This is a genomic window from Streptomyces kryoterrae (assembly GCF_054072135.1).
This window is the reverse complement of record NZ_CM133358.1, coordinates 5,130,063-5,145,595: the sequence shown is the minus strand read 5'-3', so window position 1 is coordinate 5,145,595 and position 15,533 is coordinate 5,130,063. Positions and strand designations below refer to the sequence as shown.

Genomic DNA, 15,533 nt, shown 5'->3' with positions numbered 1-15,533 from the left:
AAGGCCCCCAAGCGTGATCGCCTGGGGGCCTTTGTGCTGGTGGGGCTAACAGGATTTGAACCTGTGGCCTCATCCTTATCAGGGATGCGCTCTAACCAACTGAGCTATAGCCCCGCCGCGCTCTGCGGTGTATGTCCCGCGCGCTGACCTCTGAAGATTAGCGCACGACGCGGTCAGTCCCAAAATCGATAGTCCGGCGGCAGGTGAGGGACGTTTGAGGACGCCCCTCACCTGCGCTTCACCTGCTCACCGCTCAGTTCACTCGTCCTCGGCGAGCGTCAGCTCGATGCCGCCGACAAAGCCCGCGGAGAGGTTGTAGATGAACGCGCCGAGCGTCGCCAGCGCCGTCGCGAGGACGACGTCGATGACCGCGATGACCGACGTGAACATCAGGACGTGCGGAAGCGACAGGAAGGACTGGAGGTCGAAGCCGTTCGACTCGTTGGACCCCGTGGCCTCCGAGATCGTGCCACCGACCGTCGAGAAGACGCCCATCGCGTCCATGACCATCCACAGGACCACCGCCGCCACGATCGTGCAGATGCCCAGCGCGATCGACAGCAGGAAGCTGACCTTCATCACCGACCACGGGTCGGCCTTGGACACGCGCAGACGTGCCTTGCGCGTGCGGGGCAGAGTGCTCGCCCCCGTACGCGGACGCCGTACGGCCCCCGCCGGAGTGCGGGCCTGAGCGGGCGCCTGGACCGGGGCCGCGGGGACGGCCGACGGGTAGGCCTGCGGCGGGTGGTAGGGCCCGGCAGGCTGCTGCGGCTGCCGCTCACCGGGCAACGGCGACTGCTGCGGCGGCGCGGGGGCGCGCTGCGCGGCGGGTTCCGTCACCGGCATGGCACCCGGGGCTCCGGGGCCGGCCGGGCCCCCGCCGGCCCCGTACTGCTGGGTCTGCGGACCTCTGGCGTCCGTCACGGTTCCCCCCTGGGATCCTTGGGATCCCTGGGATCCACGTGTGTCGGGCGAGCGCTTGCCGGTCGTACGCGGCTTGATGGCCTGCAGGTTGGTCGTGTGCGGATCTGTCGCACTGTGCGCGTCCCCCGCACCCTGCTGCCCGTCGGTCGCCCGCGCGGCGGAGCCACGACCGCCGCCGTCTTTGTCCGTACCGGTCGAGGGACCGGACGAACTGCCGGACGAACCGGCGCCCGTGGCTCCGCTCACGTTGACTCACTCCTCGCGCTACTCCGACGAGGACTGATCGCCCTCGTCCGTGCCGTTGGTCGCGGTACCGTCGGCCGACTCGTCCACGGCGTCCTCGCCGTCGACCGCCTCGGCCAAGCTTCCCGCCTCGGCGTTACGTGCGATGCCGACGACGGCATCGCGCTTGCCCAGGTTGATCAGTTGGACGCCCATGGTGTCACGGCCCGTCTCCCTGACCTCATTGACCCGCGTACGAATCACACCGCCCGAGAGCGTGATGGCGAGGATCTCGTCGGTCTCCTCGACCACCAGCGCACCGACGAGAGAACCGCGGTCCTCGACGATCTTGGCAGCCTTGATACCGAGGCCGCCGCGACCCTGGACGCGGTACTCGTCGACGTTGGTCCGCTTCGCATACCCGCCGTCGGTAGCAGTGAACACGAACGTACCGGGTCGAACAACATTCATCGAGAGCAGCTGGTCTCCCTCACGGAAGCTCATGCCCTTGACACCCGAGGTGGCCCGGCCCATCGGACGCAGTGCGTCGTCCGTCGCCGTGAACCTGATCGACTGTGCCTTCCTGCTGATCAGCAGCAGATCATCCTCGGACGAAACGAGTTCGGCTCCGATCAGTTCGTCATCGGAACCGTCCTCCGTCTCACGGAGGTTGATCGCGATGACACCGCCCGAACGCGGGGAATCGTAATCCTTCAGAGGCGTCTTCTTCACCAGACCGCCCTTGGTGGCCAGCACCAGGTAGGGCGCAGCCTCGTAGTCACGGATCGCGAGGATCTCCGCGATCGCCTCGTCCGGCTGGAAGGCCAGCAGGTTGGCGACGTGCTGGCCACGCGCGTCACGTCCGGCGTCGGGCAGCTCGTACGCCTTCGCGCGGTAGACACGGCCCTTGTTGGTGAAGAACAGCAGCCAGTGGTGCGTGGTCGACACGAAGAAGTGGTCGACGATGTCGTCTTCCTTGAGCTTCGTGCCGCGTACGCCCTTGCCGCCGCGCTTCTGCGAGCGGTAGTCCTCGGTCTTGGTCCGCTTGACATAGCCGCCGCGCGAGATCGTGACGACGATGTCCTCTTCGGCGATCAGGTCCTCGATGGACATGTCACCGTCGAACGGGACCAGCTTGGAGCGCCGGTCGTCGCCGAACTTCTCGACGATCGCGGCGAGTTCCTCGCTGATGATGCCCCGCTGACGCACGGGCGAGGCGAGGATCGCGTTGTACTCCCGGATCTTCGCCTGCAGCTCGTCGTGCTCGGCGACGATCTTCTGGCGCTCCAGAGCCGCCAGCCGGCGCAGCTGCATCTCCAGGATCGCGTTGGCCTGGATCTCGTCGATCTCCAGGAGGCCCATCAGGCCCTCGCGCGCGATCTCGACGGTGTCACTGCGCCGGATCAGCGCGATGACGTCGTCGATGGCGTCCAGGGCCTTCAGCAGGCCACGCAGGATGTGCGCGCGCTCCTCGGCCTTGCGCAGCCTGAACCGCGTACGCCGGACGATGACCTCGATCTGGTGCGTCACCCAGTGCCGGATGAACGCGTCCAGGGACAGGGTCCTCGGTACGCCGTCCACCAGCGCCAGCATGTTCGCGCCGAAGTTCGTCTGCAGGTCGGTGTGCTTGTAGAGGTTGTTCAGCACGACCTTGGCGACCGCGTCCCGCTTCAGGACGATGACCAGGCGCTGGCCCGTACGGGACGACGTCTCGTCGCGGACGTCGGCGATACCGCCGACCTTGCCGTCCTTCACCAGGTCGGCGATCTTCTGCGCGAGGTTGTCCGGGTTGACCTGGTAGGGGAGTTCGGTGACCACCAGGCACTGGCGGTTCTGGATCTCCTCGACGTCGACGACCGCGCGCATCGTGATGGAGCCACGGCCCGTGCGGTACGCCTCCTCGATGCCCTTACGGCCCACCACCAGGGCACCACTGGGGAAGTCGGGGCCCTTGATCCGCTCGATCAGGGCGTCGAGCAGCTCCTCGTGGGAGGCCTCGGGGTTCTCCAGGTACCACTGGGCGCCGGACGCGACCTCGCGGAGGTTGTGCGGCGGGATGTTGGTCGCCATACCGACCGCGATGCCCGCCGAACCGTTGATCAGCAGGTTCGGGAAGCGCGCCGGCAGAACCGTCGGCTCCTGGTTGCGGCCGTCGTAGTTGTCCGTGAAGTCGACGGTGTCCTCGTCGATGTCACGGACCATCTCCATGGACAGCGGCTTCAGCTTGCACTCGGTGTACCGCATGGCGGCGGCCGGGTCGTTGCCCGGGGAACCGAAGTTGCCGTTGGAGTCCACCAGCGGCATCCGCATCGACCACGGCTGCGCGAGACGGACCAGCGCGTCGTAGATCGAGGAGTCACCGTGCGGGTGGTACGTACCCATGACGTCACCGACGACACGGGCGCACTTGTAGAAGCCCTTCTCGGGCCGGTAGCCGCCGTCGTACATGGCGTACAGGACGCGCCGGTGGACGGGCTTGAGACCGTCCCGTACGTCGGGCAGCGCGCGCGACACGATGACGGACATCGCGTAGTCGAGGTACGAGCGCTGCATCTCGGTCTCGAGCCCGACGGGCTCGACGCGCAGCGTGATCTGGCCCTCTTCGGGCGTGCCCGGACCAGTGGGGGAAAGGGGCGTCTCGTCGGTCATTGCTGGTGAAGATCCTTTCTGGTGCGGTCAGCTGAGACCGACTCAGATGTCGAGGAAGCGGACGTCCTTGGCGTTGCGCTGGATGAACGCGCGGCGTGCCTCGACGTCCTCGCCCATCAGGACCGAGAACAGGTCGTCGGCCTGCGCGGCGTCGTCGAGCGTGACCTGGCCGAGGACCCGGTGCTCCTGGTCCATCGTCGTGATGCGCAGCTCCTCGGCGTTCATCTCGCCGAGGCCCTTGAAGCGCTGGACCGAGTCGTCCCGGGTGCGCTTGCCGTTCTGCCGGCCGTGCTCGATCAGCGCGTCGCGCTCACGGTCGGAGTACGCGTACTCGAAGTCGTCCCGGCCCCACTTGATCTTGTACAGCGGGGGACGGGAGAGGAACACGTGTCCGGCCTCGACCAGCGGGCGCATGAAGCGGAACAGGAAGGTCAGCAGCAGGGTGTTGATGTGCTGGCCGTCGACGTCGGCGTCCGCCATCAGGATGATCTTGTGATAGCGCAGCCTCGCGATGTCGAAGTCCTCGTGGACCCCGGTACCGAAGGCGGAGATCAGCGCCTGGATCTCCTGGTTCTGCAAGATCTTGTCGATCCTGGCCTTCTCGACGTTGAGGATCTTGCCGCGGATCGGGAGGATCGCCTGGTACTGCGGGTTACGGCCGGACTTCGCCGAACCGCCGGCGGAGTCACCCTCGACGATGAAGATCTCGCACTTGGTGGGGTCGTTCGACTGGCAGTCAGACAGCTTGCCCGGCAGCGACGCCGTCTCCAGCAGACCCTTGCGACGGGTGAGGTCGCGGGCCTTGCGGGCCGCCACGCGCGCGGTGGCCGCCTGGATGCCCTTGCGGATGATGTCCGAGGCCTCGTTCGGGTTGCGGTCCAACCAGTCGTTGAGGTGCTCGTAGACCGCCTTCTGCACGAAGGTCTTCGCCTCGGTGTTGCCCAGCTTGGTCTTGGTCTGACCCTCGAACTGGGGCTCCGCCAGCTTGACCGAGATGATCGCGGTCAGACCCTCGCGGATGTCGTCACCCGTGAGGTTGTCGTCCTTCTCGCGAAGCAGCTTCTTGTCGCGCGCGTACTTGTTGATCAGCGAGGTCAGCGCGGCCCGGAAGCCCTCCTCGTGCGTACCGCCCTCATGCGTGTGGATGATGTTCGCGAAGGAGTACACACCCTCCGTGTAACCACTGTTCCACTGCATCGCGACCTCGAGGGACAGGCTCTTCTCCCTGTCCTCCGCCTCCAGGTCGATGACCGTCGGGTGCACCACGTCCCCCTTACGGGAGTTGAGGTACGTCACGTAGTCGACGATGCCGCCCTCGTAGTGGTACGAGACGGTCCTGACCTCGTCCTTCTCGTCGGCACCCGCCTCGTCCGCCCCGGTCGTGGCCTTCGCCACCTCACGCTCGTCCGTGAGGTTGATCGTCAGACCCTTGTTGAGGAAGGCCATCTCCTGGAAGCGCCGCGAGAGCGTCTCGAAGGAGTACACGGTCGTCTCGAAGATGTCACTGTCGGCCCAGAAGGTCACCGACGTGCCGGTCTCGGCCGTGGCCTCGTGCTGGGCCAGCGGAGCCGTCGGGACGCCCAGCTTGTATTCCTGCGTCCAGCGGTGGCCGTCCGTCCTGACCTCGACCGCGACCCTGCTGGACAGGGCGTTCACGACAGAGACACCGACGCCGTGCAGACCGCCGGAGACCGAGTAGCCGCCGCCGCCGAACTTGCCGCCCGCGTGCAGCACGGTCAGCACGACCTCGAGGGCCGGTTTGCCCTCCGACGGGACGATGCCCACCGGGATGCCCCGGCCGTTGTCGATGACGCGCACGCCGCCGTCGGCCAGGATCGTCACGTCGATGGTGTCCGCGTGACCGGCCAGCGCCTCGTCGACGGAGTTGTCGACGACCTCCTGCACCAGATGGTGCAGACCACGCTCACCGGTCGAACCGATGTACATGCCGGGCCGCTTGCGGACCGCGTCCAAACCCTCGAGGACGGTGATGGCGCTGGCGTCGTACGAGGCGGTGACCTCGCCGTTCAAGGATTTCGCCTCGACGGTCGCGCCGGCGTCGTCGGTGGACGGGATGTTCTCGTTGGGGTTGCCGGAATCGGCCACGAAGCGCCCTTTCTGGCACAGCACAAGCCGTACTCCCGACGGTTGGCCGGAGCGGCTGCGGCATGTTGCGTTGGTAAGCCTTGGTCAGCGGTGCACACCATTTCCCGGTGGTCCCCTCCAATGGGGCGGGATTAGCTCCCAGTCTACCGGTAGCGCCGACAGTGATGGGGGTTTGCCGGTACCTGAGTCCGCATGTGCCGCCCTCAACCGGCGTCTCCCGAGTCCCCATATACGGAGCGGGGCTCCAAGAGGCTTGGAGAGGCACTCAGCGCTTCCGGGTGTCAACCCTTGGCTACCGGGGAGTCACGTAGGAATTCGCACACGCGCGCACCACCGTCCGCGGGCCCCCGCCCAGCATTTCCTGTGACACAGCTCACCTACAGGGAGTGGCGGGGCTCACCCGTAGGTGTCACCTGGACCAACGCTCCCGGGCGCCCGCAACGGGCCGAACCGACGGGCCGGACCATGAGGGCCGAGCACCTTGATCAGCCGCACCCTGCCCTGCCCGAGATCCTCGTTCAGCCGTGCGACCAGCTGCGGCGCCAGCAACCGCACGTTCGTCGCCCACGCCGTCGAGTCGCAGCGCACCGTCAGCACCCGCTCGTCCTCGTCGTACGACTCCGGCTCACAGTGCTTGGCCAGGTTCTCGCCGACGATCTCCGGCCAGCGGCCCATCACCCCGCCCACCGCGGCCGGCGCCTCCCACCCGCGCTCCGTCACCAGCCGGTTGATCGCCGCCCCCAACGCCATGGGGTCACGCCCGTCACGACCCGAGCCGGAACGCGGACCACTCCCGCGCCGCACCTGCTTCTTCTGCTGAGCCGCCTCCCCACGCGCGCGTGCCGCCTCTTTCGCCGCCCTGAGCGCCACCCGCGCGAGATCCACCCCGGAGTGCTCGGGGATCGGCTTGGGGGACGCGGCGGATTCCTCCGGGCTCTCCCCCGACACCGACCGGTCGGCCGTCATACGCGCTCCACCGCCCCCTCCGACACCGAGTACCGCGCCCCCGCCAGTACGTGCGGTACGTCGTCGTCGACCGCGGCCGTCACCAGCACCTGCTCACCGGGCGCCACCAGCTCGGCCAGCCGCTCCCGGCGCCGGGTGTCCAGCTCCGCGAACACGTCGTCGAGCACCAGCACCGGCTCATTGCCCTCGGCCCGCAGCAGGTCGTACGAGGCCAGCCGCAGCGCCAGCGCGTACGACCACGACTCACCGTGGGACGCGTACCCCTTGGCGGGCAGCGAGCCGAGCTTGAGATGCAGGTCGTCCCGATGCGGCCCCACGAGGGTGACGCCCCGCTCGATCTCCTGCTTGCGCACCTCGGCCAGGGCCCCCATCAGCTGCTCGTACAGCTCCTCACGCGCGTGTGCCTCCCCCGGCGCCGACGGCTTGTACTCCAGGGCGAGCGGACCGCCGCCGGGCGCCAGCTGCTCGTACGCCTTGTCGGCCAGGGGCTGGATCGAGGCGATCAGGTCGAGCCGCTGGGCCAGCAACTCGGCCCCCACGCGCGCGAGATGCTGGTCCCACACGTCGAGGGTCGACAGGTCCATCGTGCGACCCCCGTGCCGCCGGGCCAGCGCGGCCGACTTGAGGAGCGTGTTGCGCTGCTTGAGAACCCGGTCGTAGTCGGAGCGCACACCCGCCATGCGCGGGGAGCGCAGGGTGATCAGCTCGTCGAGGAACCGCCGCCGCTCACCCGGGTCGCCCTTCACCAGGGCGAGATCCTCCGGCGCGAACAGCACCGTCCGCACGATCCCCAGTACGTCACGAGGCCTGACCTGCGACGACCTGTTGATGCGGGCTCGGTTCGCCCGGCCGGGGTTCAGCTCCAGCTCGACCAGCTGCTGCCGCTCACCCTGCCTGACCTGCGCCCGGATGATCGCCCGGTCGGCGCCCATGCGGACCAGGGGCGCGTCCGAGGAGACCCGGTGGCTGCCCAGCGTGGCGAGATAGCCGACCGCCTCCACGAGGTTGGTCTTGCCCTGGCCGTTGGGGCCCACGAACGCGGTGACGCCGGGCTCGAGCGGGACCTCGACCGCGGCGTACGAACGGAAGTCGACCAGCGACAGATGCGTGACGTGCATGGTCGTTCGCCGACCTCCCCCGGACTCGCGGACCGCTGAGCGGCCCTGTGGACTACTTCGACTCGACCGCGTGGCCGCCGAACTGGTTGCGCAGTGCCGCGATCATCTTCATCTGCGGGGAGTCGTCCTGCCGGGACGCGAACCGCGCGAACAGCGACGCGGTGATCGCGGGCAGCGGAACCGCGTGGTCGATGGCGGCCTCAACGGTCCAGCGCCCCTCCCCGGAGTCCGCGGCGAACCCGCGCAGCCGCTCCAGGTGCTCGTCCTCCGCGAGGGCGTTGACCGCGAGGTCGAGCAGCCAGGAGCGGATGACGGTGCCCTCCTGCCAGGACCGGAAGACCTCGCGCACGTCCGTGACGGAGTCGACCTTCTCCAGCAGCTCCCAGCCCTCGGCGTAGGCCTGCATCATGGCGTACTCGATGCCGTTGTGGACCATCTTCGAGAAGTGCCCGGCGCCCACCTTCCCCGCGTGGACCGCGCCGAAGTCGCCCTTGGGCTTGAGTGCCTCGAAAACCGGCTCCACCTTGGCGATGTGCTCGGCGTCGCCGCCGTACATCAGCGCATAGCCGTTCTCCAGGCCCCAGACGCCGCCGGAGACACCGCAGTCGACGAAGCCGATGCCCTTGGCCGCCAGCTCCTCGGCGTGCTTCTCGTCGTCCGTCCAGCGCGAGTTGCCGCCGTCCACGACCACGTCACCGGGCTCCAGAAGCTCGGCGAGCTCGTCGACGGTGGACTGGGTCGGGGCGCCGGCCGGGACCATCACCCACACCACCCGCGGGGCGCTGAGCCCGTCCACAAGCTCCTTGAGGCTGTGCACATCGGCGACGTCCGGGTTGCGGTCGTATCCGATGACGGTGAGACCTGCGCGGCGGATCCGCTCGCGCATGTTGCCGCCCATCTTGCCGAGGCCGACGAGACCGAGCTCCATCAGTTGTTCCTTAGGTTGCGACGTGGCATGAGGGCACTCCTGTTGCTCGTACCCACGTCCGACCCTAAACCCGGACGCTCATGCACACCTGTGGGCATACGCGCTCAAACGTATGCCCTCACCTGCGGTGTTTCCGTCGGAGCCGATCAGCCGTTCGAAAAGACTCAGCCGCTGAGGCGAACCGGCATGATCAGGTACTTGTACGCCTCGTCCGCCTCGGCGTCCACGGCGGGCTTGCCGCTGAGCAACGCGGGCTTCGTGGACGTCGTGAAGGAGAGCTGAGCGACCGGGGAGTCGATGGCGCTCAGGCCGTCCAGCAGGAACGTCGGGTTGAAGGCGATCGACACGTCGTCGCCCTCCAGCTGGGCGTCGACCCTCTCCACAGCCTGTGCGTCGTCGCTGGAACCGGCCTCCAGGATGAGCACACCCTGCTCGAAGCTGAGCCGCACCGGGGTGTTCCGCTCGGCCACCAGGGCCACACGCTTGACTGCCTCCACGAAGGGGGCGGTCTCGATCACCGCGATGGAGTTGAACTCCGTCGGGAACAGCGAGCGGTACTTCGGGAGGTCGCCCTCCAGCAGACGCGTCGTCGTGCGACGGCCGGCGCCCTCGAAACCGATGAGTCCCTCACCGGCCCCGGAGCCGGACAGCGCCAGGATCACGCTGTCGCCGCTCGTGAGCGCCTTGGCGGTGTCCAGGAGCGTCTTGGCGGGCACCAGGGCCACCGCGGACGCCTCCGGGTCCTCCGGCTTCCACAGGAACTCGCGGACCGCGAAGCGGTAACGGTCGGTCGAGGCCAGCGTCACCCTGTCGCCCTCGATCTCGATGCGCACACCGGTGAGGACCGGCAGCGTGTCGTCGCGGCCGGCCGCGATGGCCACCTGGGCGGCGGCGGAGGCGAAGACCTCACCGGGCACCGTGCCGGTCGCGGTCGGCATCTGCGGCAGCGCCGGGTACTCCTCCACAGGCAGGGTGTGGAGGGTGAAGCGGGACGAGCCGCACACCACCGTCGCCCGTACACCGTCTGTGGAGATCTCCACCGGGCGGTTGGGAAGGGCTCGGCAGATGTCGGCGAGGAGCCGGCCCGACACCAGGACCGTGCCCTCCTCCTCGACCTCGGCCTCCACCGACACCCTCGCGGAGACCTCGTAGTCGAAGCTCGACAGGCTCAGCTGGCCTTCCTCGGCCTTCAGCAGGAGGCCGGCGAGGACAGGGGCCGGTGGACGGGCCGGGAGGCTGCGCGCCGCCCAGGCAACTGCCTCCGCGAGTACGTCGCGTTCCACCCGGATCTTCACTGTTGCCGCCTCCTGCTGTTGCCGGCGCTTCTCGGCCTGCCTGGCTTCGTCGTCTGTCTCGGTGTCGTCGGTCCCTGTGGTGGGAAGGACACCGGGAACAGTCTGACGCACGGCACTGACAGTAGGTGCCTGTCGGGGTCAAGTCGTGACGAGCGGCAGCTGGGCTCCCAGGAGCGAGTTGTGCACAGGACCCACTTCGAAACGGATATCCAGCTCTCACTAGTTGTCAGTAGTAGTAGGGGCTGTGGATACCGTGGATAACCCCGTTTTCGCAGCTCAGGCGGCAAATTTTGTCCACTGGCCCTGTGGGTGGAGGCGGTGGATAACCAGGCCCCTCTGTGGAGAACAGAAAGTTCTGCACACTCCGTGCACAGGCGGGGGGTACTTCTCCCCAGCGCCGTCCCCAGCTTTACCCACCTTTCCCACAGCCCAACCAGGCAGCTTGGTGTGACGCCTTTCACTCGACGTGGTGAGAAGGCGCGTCGAGTTGCCGAACAGTGGACAGGGGTGTGGAGAAGCCGGTGATCGCTGGGGACAACGGGCCGCAGCCTGTGGGCCGCCGGTGGACAACTCCGTGCACAGCCTGTGGATCATTTCTTTGTCCACAGGCTGTGGATATCTTTTGTCCACCAATCCACAACCACCTGACCTGGTCTGATGATCTATCACCAACCTCGCCTGTGGACACAGTCTGGACAACTTCTGGGTCCCCAGGTTGTGGACGCGAGAAAGTCACCAAATCTGTGGAGGGTGGCCGTAACTCGGCGCGCGTTCGAACACCGGGTTGCGGTCCGGCAACGCCCGACGCGTGCCGAAACCGGCGGGAGAACCGGCCGGCACCCCTCGCGGAGCTGCCGGAGAACGGCGAAGGCGCCCCCGGGACGTGTCCCGGGGGCGCCTTCGGTGCCGTGACAGCGCTGCTGTCAGCCGTTCTTGATGCGGTTGGTCAGCTCGGTGACCTGGTTGTAGATGGAGCGACGCTCGGCCATCAGGGCGCGGATCTTGCGGTCGGCGTGCATGACGGTCGTGTGGTCGCGGCCACCGAACTGCGCGCCGATCTTCGGCAGCGAGAGGTCCGTGAGCTCGCGGCACAGGTACATGGCGATCTGGCGGGCCGTGACCAGCTGACGGCCGCGTGAGCTGCCGCAGAGGTCCTCGACCGTGAGGCCGAAGTAGTCGGCGGTGGCCGCCATGATGGCCGGCGCGGTGATCTCGGGGGTCGAGTCCTCGCCGCCCGGGATGAGGTCCTTGAGGACGATCTCCGTGAGGCCGAGGTCCACCGGCTGCCGATTGAGCGACGCGAACGCCGTCACCCGGATCAGCGCGCCCTCCAGCTCGCGGATGTTGCGCGAGATGCGGGAGGCGATGAACTCCAGGACCTCCGGCGGGGCGTTGAGCTGCTCCTGGACCGCCTTCTTACGGAGGATGGCGATCCGCGTCTCCAGCTCGGGCGGCTGGACGTCGGTGATCAGACCCCACTCGAAACGGTTCCGCAGCCGGTCCTCCAGCGTGACCAGCTGCTTCGGCGGCCGGTCGCTGGACAGCACGATCTGCTTGTTGGCGTTGTGGAGCGTGTTGAAGGTGTGGAAGAACTCCTCCTGCGTCGACTCCTTGTCCGCGAGGAACTGGATGTCGTCGACGAGCAGGATGTCCATCTCGCGGTAGCGCTTGCGGAAGCTGTCGCCCTTGCCGTCGCGGATGGAGTTGATGAACTCGTTGGTGAACTCCTCCGAGCTCACATATCGCACGCGCGTGCCGGGGTAGAGGCTTCGCGCGTAGTGCCCGATGGCGTGCAGCAGGTGTGTCTTGCCGAGTCCCGACTCCCCGTAGATGAAGAGGGGGTTGTACGCCTTCGCGGGTGCCTCGGCGACGGCGACGGCCGCCGCGTGGGCGAAACGGTTCGATGCCCCGATGACGAAGGTGTCGAACAGGTATTTGGGGTTGAGGCGTGCGGTGGGCTCGCCGGGGCCCGGTGCCGGGGTCTGCCGCGAGGCCGGCGAGCCTGGTGCGCCGCCGCCGGGACGCACGGCGCCCCCGGGTCCGCCCCGGTGCGCGTGACCGCCGTTCGGCGGCGAGTCCGACAGGTCGCGGCGGCCGTCGCGCTGCTCGTACTCCGAGCGCTGCTGGCCGTAGTCGCCACGCTGCTGCTCGTAGTCGGAACGCTGTTGTTCGTACGGCGAACGGTCGCGGGGCGGCGGCTGGCGGTAGTCCGAGGACGGTGACGCGTACGGATCGCGCTCCGGGAAGCCGAGCCGGGGCTGCTGCCAGCCGTAGTCGTCCTGGGTCGGCCGGGGCCAGGCGCCGGGATCGGGGCGCTGGTACTCGGACGGGTAGGCGGGGCGGGCGGTGGGGAGCTGGTCCGGGTGGGAGGGCTGCTGGCCGTCGCGCGTCTGGGAGTGGTCGTCGGCGCGGTGTCGGCCGTATCCCTGGTACGGGTCGCGGGCCGGGGGGAGCTCGGGCCCGTCGTAGCGCGACTGCGGGGGTGCGGGGGCGGGCGGTGACTGCTCGCCGACGGAGTCGTCCACGGTGATCGCGATGCGGATCGGCCGGCCGCACTCGCGGCTGAGGGTCTCGCTGACGATCGGTGCGAGGCGGCCTTCGAGCACGCCTTTCGCAAACTCGTTCGGTACGGCGAGCAGCGCGGTGTCCGCGACCAGGGCCAGCGGCTGGCAGCGCCTGATCCAGCGCTCGTCCTTCACCTCGACGCCCTGTCCGCGGCCCTCACCGAGGAGATGTTCCAGCACTCGTGGCCACACTGCGGCAAGATCGGCAGGCACGTCAGCCACAGGGCACGCTCTCTCACGGGTCCCACGAACGTGTGGTTCTGGGACGTATCGGGATGTACATCGGGTGGAACGGGCGATGGGGAGTCCGGCCACGGTAGTCAGGGCGACGGGTGCGGTTCAAGTTGTTGTCCCCAGGCTGTGGACAGTGTCTCGCCCACGGTGCTGGTTTGACCGGATGGCGTAGCCCCGCGTACCGTGACCAGGTCGAGTTGTCGATGGCTGCTGCCGCCTGCCTCCGATGGGCATAGATCACGTACGAGCGCTCCCACCAGGGCATCGTCCAGTGATCGGGAGCGGTGCAATCGGGCGTAAGCGAGCTACTCGTGGGCGCACGGTGACAGCCAAGACGGCACCCCGGTATCCACCGATTCTTTCTGGAGCCCCCGAGTGAGCAAGCGCACCTTCCAGCCGAACAACCGTCGCCGCGCGAAGACCCACGGCTTCCGCCTGCGGATGCGCACCCGTGCCGGTCGCGCGATTCTCGCGAACCGCCGTGGCAAGGGTCGCGCGAGCCTGTCCGCCTGATCCTGATCAGGTCATGACGTCGTGCTGCCTACCGAGCATCGGCTGAGGCGGCGCGAGGAATTCGCGACCGCGGTACGACGGGGCCGCCGGGCCGGCCGTCCGCTCCTCGTCGTCCATCTTCGTAGCGGTACCACGGACCCGCACGCGCCTGGGGAGAGCGCTCCCCCGACGCGTGCGGGTTTCGTCGTCAGCAAGGCAGTCGGCGGCGCGGTCGTCCGCAACAAGGTGAAGCGCAGGCTTCGCCACCTGATGCGCGACCGAGTCGCCGAGCTGCCCCCCGGTAGCCTGGTAGTCGTACGAGCGTTGCCCGGTGCGGGCGACGCCGACCATGCACAGCTGGCCCGAGACCTGGATGCCGCTCTGCAGCGGCTGCTGGGAGGGGGCGCGCGATGAAGTACCCGCTACTGGCTCTGATCAAGCTGTACCAGTGGACGATCAGTCCGCTGCTCGGACCGGTCTGCAAGTACTACCCGTCGTGTTCCCACTACGGCCATACGGCCATCGACCGGCACGGTGCGGTCAAGGGGACGGCGCTCACCGCCTGGCGCATCCTGCGGTGCAACCCGTGGTCGCTCGGCGGTGTGGACCATGTCCCGCCGCGCAAGCGCCCGCGGTGGCACGAAATGCTGCGCAACACCTGGCATGCACGCAAGGGCGGGACCTCCGCCGCCGGCGCGGCCATCGAGGGACAGAATCCTTCGAGTCCGGCCGCCGAGACCCCGTCCCATGTCCAAGGAGCATGATTAGTGGACACGATTGCCAGCATTTTCAGCTTCATCACGACACCCGTTTCCTGGGTCATCGTCCAGTTCCACAGTGTGTACGGCGCGATCTTCGGGCCCGACACCGGCTGGGCCTGGGGCTTGTCCATCGTGTCCCTGGTGATCCTGATCCGTATCTGCCTGATCCCGCTCTTCGTGAAGCAGATCAAGTCGACCCGGGCCATGCAGACGCTGCAGCCCGAGATGAAGAAGATCCAGGAGCGCTACAAGAACGACAAGCAGCGCCAGTCCGAAGAGATGATGAAGCTGTACAAGGAGACGGGCACCAACCCGCTCTCCTCGTGCCTTCCCATCCTGGCGCAGTCGCCGTTCTTCTTCGCTCTGTATCACGTGCTCAACGGCATCGCGACGGGCGACACCATTGGCGTCATCAACGATTCGCTGCTGGCCAGCGCCCGTAAGGCGCACATCTTCGGTGCCCCGCTCGCCGCGAAGTTCAGGGACGGTTCCGGCACCGTCCAGGCTCTGGGCGCCACGGTCACCGATGTCCGCGTCGTCACCGCGATCATGATCGTCATGATGTCGGCGTCGCAGTTCTACACGCAGCGCCAGCTGATGACGAAGAACGTCGACACCACGGTGAAGACGCCGTTCATGCAGCAGCAGAAGATGCTGATGTACGTCTTCCCGGTCATGTTCGCCTTCTTCGGCATCAATTTCCCGGTTGGTGTTCTCGTCTACTGGCTGACCACCAACGTGTGGACCATGGGCCAGCAGATGTACGTCATCCGCAACAACCCGACCCCGGGCAGCAAGGCGCAGGCCGCTCACCTGGAGCGCCTCCACAAGCACGTCACGCAGCACGGCAAGACCCGCAGCCGTGGTGAGCGTGCCATCGTGAAGGCCATCGTCTCCAAGGGCCGCGACCGCAACGAGTTCGAGCGCAAGTTCATCAACGGTCTGAACAAGGCGGGCCTCGCGGCTCAGCCCGACGGCACGGTGACGAAGGGCGTGAACCCGGAGGTCGCCGAGACCGAGGACGGTACGCCCGCCGGCGCCACCGCCAAGCGCCAGCAGCCCAAGCGCCAGAGCAAGTCCCAGCGTCAGTCGGGCGCCAAGCCGGACACCTCCACGGTGTCACTGAGCAAGTCCGACGAGCCCGACGACGCCAAGCCGGCCGGTGGAGCCTCCAAGCAGACCGCCTCCAAGTCCGCGTCCGGTACCCGCAGCAAGGCCCAGTCAGGACAGCGCAAGGGTCCGCAGCGCCCCAAGTCCCCGTCCAAGAAGTAAGA

General features: G+C 67.7%; 12 protein-coding genes and 1 tRNA gene. 4 read left to right on the top strand and 9 right to left on the bottom strand.

Annotation, left to right across the window (positions count from 1 at the left end):
• Positions 1–37 precede the first annotated feature (37 nt).
• From ACW4TU_RS22390 to dnaA, 9 genes are all read right to left on the bottom strand, one after another.
• Positions 38–114 (bottom strand) — tRNA-Ile (locus ACW4TU_RS22390).
• 144 nt (positions 115–258) lie between these two features.
• A complete protein-coding gene (locus ACW4TU_RS22385; protein WP_457416159.1) occupies positions 259–1,170 on the bottom strand; it encodes a DUF3566 domain-containing protein in 912 nt (303 codons plus the stop codon).
• An 18-nt stretch (positions 1,171–1,188) separates the two neighbouring features.
• Positions 1,189–3,795 carry a DNA gyrase subunit A gene (gene gyrA, locus ACW4TU_RS22380; RefSeq protein ID WP_457416156.1) on the bottom strand — a complete coding sequence of 869 codons (2,607 nt, stop codon included), beginning with the start codon at positions 3,793–3,795 and terminating at the stop codon, positions 1,189–1,191.
• 42 nt (positions 3,796–3,837) lie between these two features.
• Positions 3,838–5,901, bottom strand: a complete 2,064-nt coding sequence (gyrB, locus tag ACW4TU_RS22375) for a DNA topoisomerase (ATP-hydrolyzing) subunit B (protein ID WP_457416153.1) — start codon at positions 5,899–5,901, stop codon at positions 3,838–3,840.
• A gap of 396 nt (positions 5,902–6,297) precedes the next feature.
• Positions 6,298–6,867: a DciA family protein gene (locus ACW4TU_RS22370; RefSeq protein ID WP_457416151.1), complete on the bottom strand. Its 570-nt coding sequence runs from the start codon at positions 6,865–6,867 to the stop codon at positions 6,298–6,300.
• On the bottom strand, positions 6,864–7,985 hold the full coding sequence (gene recF / locus ACW4TU_RS22365) for a DNA replication/repair protein RecF (RefSeq protein ID WP_457416148.1): 1,122 nt from the start codon (positions 7,983–7,985) through the stop codon (positions 6,864–6,866). Before recF ends, ACW4TU_RS22370 begins: the two co-directional genes overlap by 4 nt.
• A 52-nt stretch (positions 7,986–8,037) precedes the next feature.
• Positions 8,038–8,913, bottom strand: a complete 876-nt coding sequence (gnd, locus tag ACW4TU_RS22360; RefSeq protein WP_457416145.1) for a phosphogluconate dehydrogenase (NAD(+)-dependent, decarboxylating) — start codon at positions 8,911–8,913, stop codon at positions 8,038–8,040.
• A 164-nt stretch (positions 8,914–9,077) separates the two neighbouring features.
• Positions 9,078–10,208 carry a DNA polymerase III subunit beta gene (gene dnaN, locus ACW4TU_RS22355; RefSeq protein ID WP_164408514.1) on the bottom strand — a complete coding sequence of 377 codons (1,131 nt, stop codon included), beginning with the start codon at positions 10,206–10,208 and terminating at the stop codon, positions 9,078–9,080.
• Positions 10,209–11,131: 923 nt separating this feature from the next.
• Entirely contained in the window at positions 11,132–12,994 is a 1,863-nt protein-coding gene (gene dnaA / locus ACW4TU_RS22350; protein ID WP_457416142.1) for a chromosomal replication initiator protein DnaA, read from the bottom strand.
• 387 nt (positions 12,995–13,381) lie between these two features.
• Between dnaA and rpmH the strand changes: the two genes are divergently transcribed.
• Genes rpmH through yidC form a run of 4 tightly spaced genes read left to right on the top strand, consistent with a single transcriptional unit; the run spans position 13,382 to position 15,531 of the window.
• Positions 13,382–13,519, top strand: a complete 138-nt coding sequence (rpmH, locus tag ACW4TU_RS22345) for a 50S ribosomal protein L34 (protein ID WP_006381191.1) — start codon at positions 13,382–13,384, stop codon at positions 13,517–13,519.
• A gap of 21 nt (positions 13,520–13,540) precedes the next feature.
• A complete protein-coding gene (gene rnpA / locus ACW4TU_RS22340; RefSeq protein ID WP_189150480.1) occupies positions 13,541–13,912 on the top strand; it encodes a ribonuclease P protein component in 372 nt (123 codons plus the stop codon).
• Positions 13,909–14,262 (top strand): membrane protein insertion efficiency factor YidD, encoded by a 354-nt coding sequence (gene yidD / locus ACW4TU_RS22335; protein WP_164315877.1) that lies wholly within the window; start codon positions 13,909–13,911, stop codon positions 14,260–14,262. The genes rnpA and yidD overlap by 4 nt, the downstream gene beginning before the upstream one ends.
• Positions 14,263–14,265: 3 nt before the next feature.
• On the top strand, positions 14,266–15,531 hold the full coding sequence (gene yidC / locus ACW4TU_RS22330) for a membrane protein insertase YidC (RefSeq protein WP_457416137.1): 1,266 nt from the start codon (positions 14,266–14,268) through the stop codon (positions 15,529–15,531).
• The last annotated feature ends 2 nt before the right edge of the window (positions 15,532–15,533 follow it).

What these genes read in the sequence shown, in the direction of transcription:
- gyrA (WP_457416156.1), bottom strand. Translation starts at nt 3,795, where the DNA reads ATGACCGACGAGACGCCCCTTTCCCCCACTGGTCCGGGCACGCCCGAA.
- recF (WP_457416148.1), bottom strand. Translation starts at nt 7,985, where the DNA reads ATGCACGTCACGCATCTGTCGCTGGTCGACTTCCGTTCGTACGCCGCG.
- ACW4TU_RS22370 (WP_457416151.1), bottom strand. Translation starts at nt 6,867, where the DNA reads ATGACGGCCGACCGGTCGGTGTCGGGGGAGAGCCCGGAGGAATCCGCC.
- gnd (WP_457416145.1), bottom strand. Translation starts at nt 8,913, where the DNA reads ATGGAGCTCGGTCTCGTCGGCCTCGGCAAGATGGGCGGCAACATGCGC.
- yidD (WP_164315877.1), top strand. Translation starts at nt 13,909, where the DNA reads ATGAAGTACCCGCTACTGGCTCTGATCAAGCTGTACCAGTGGACGATC.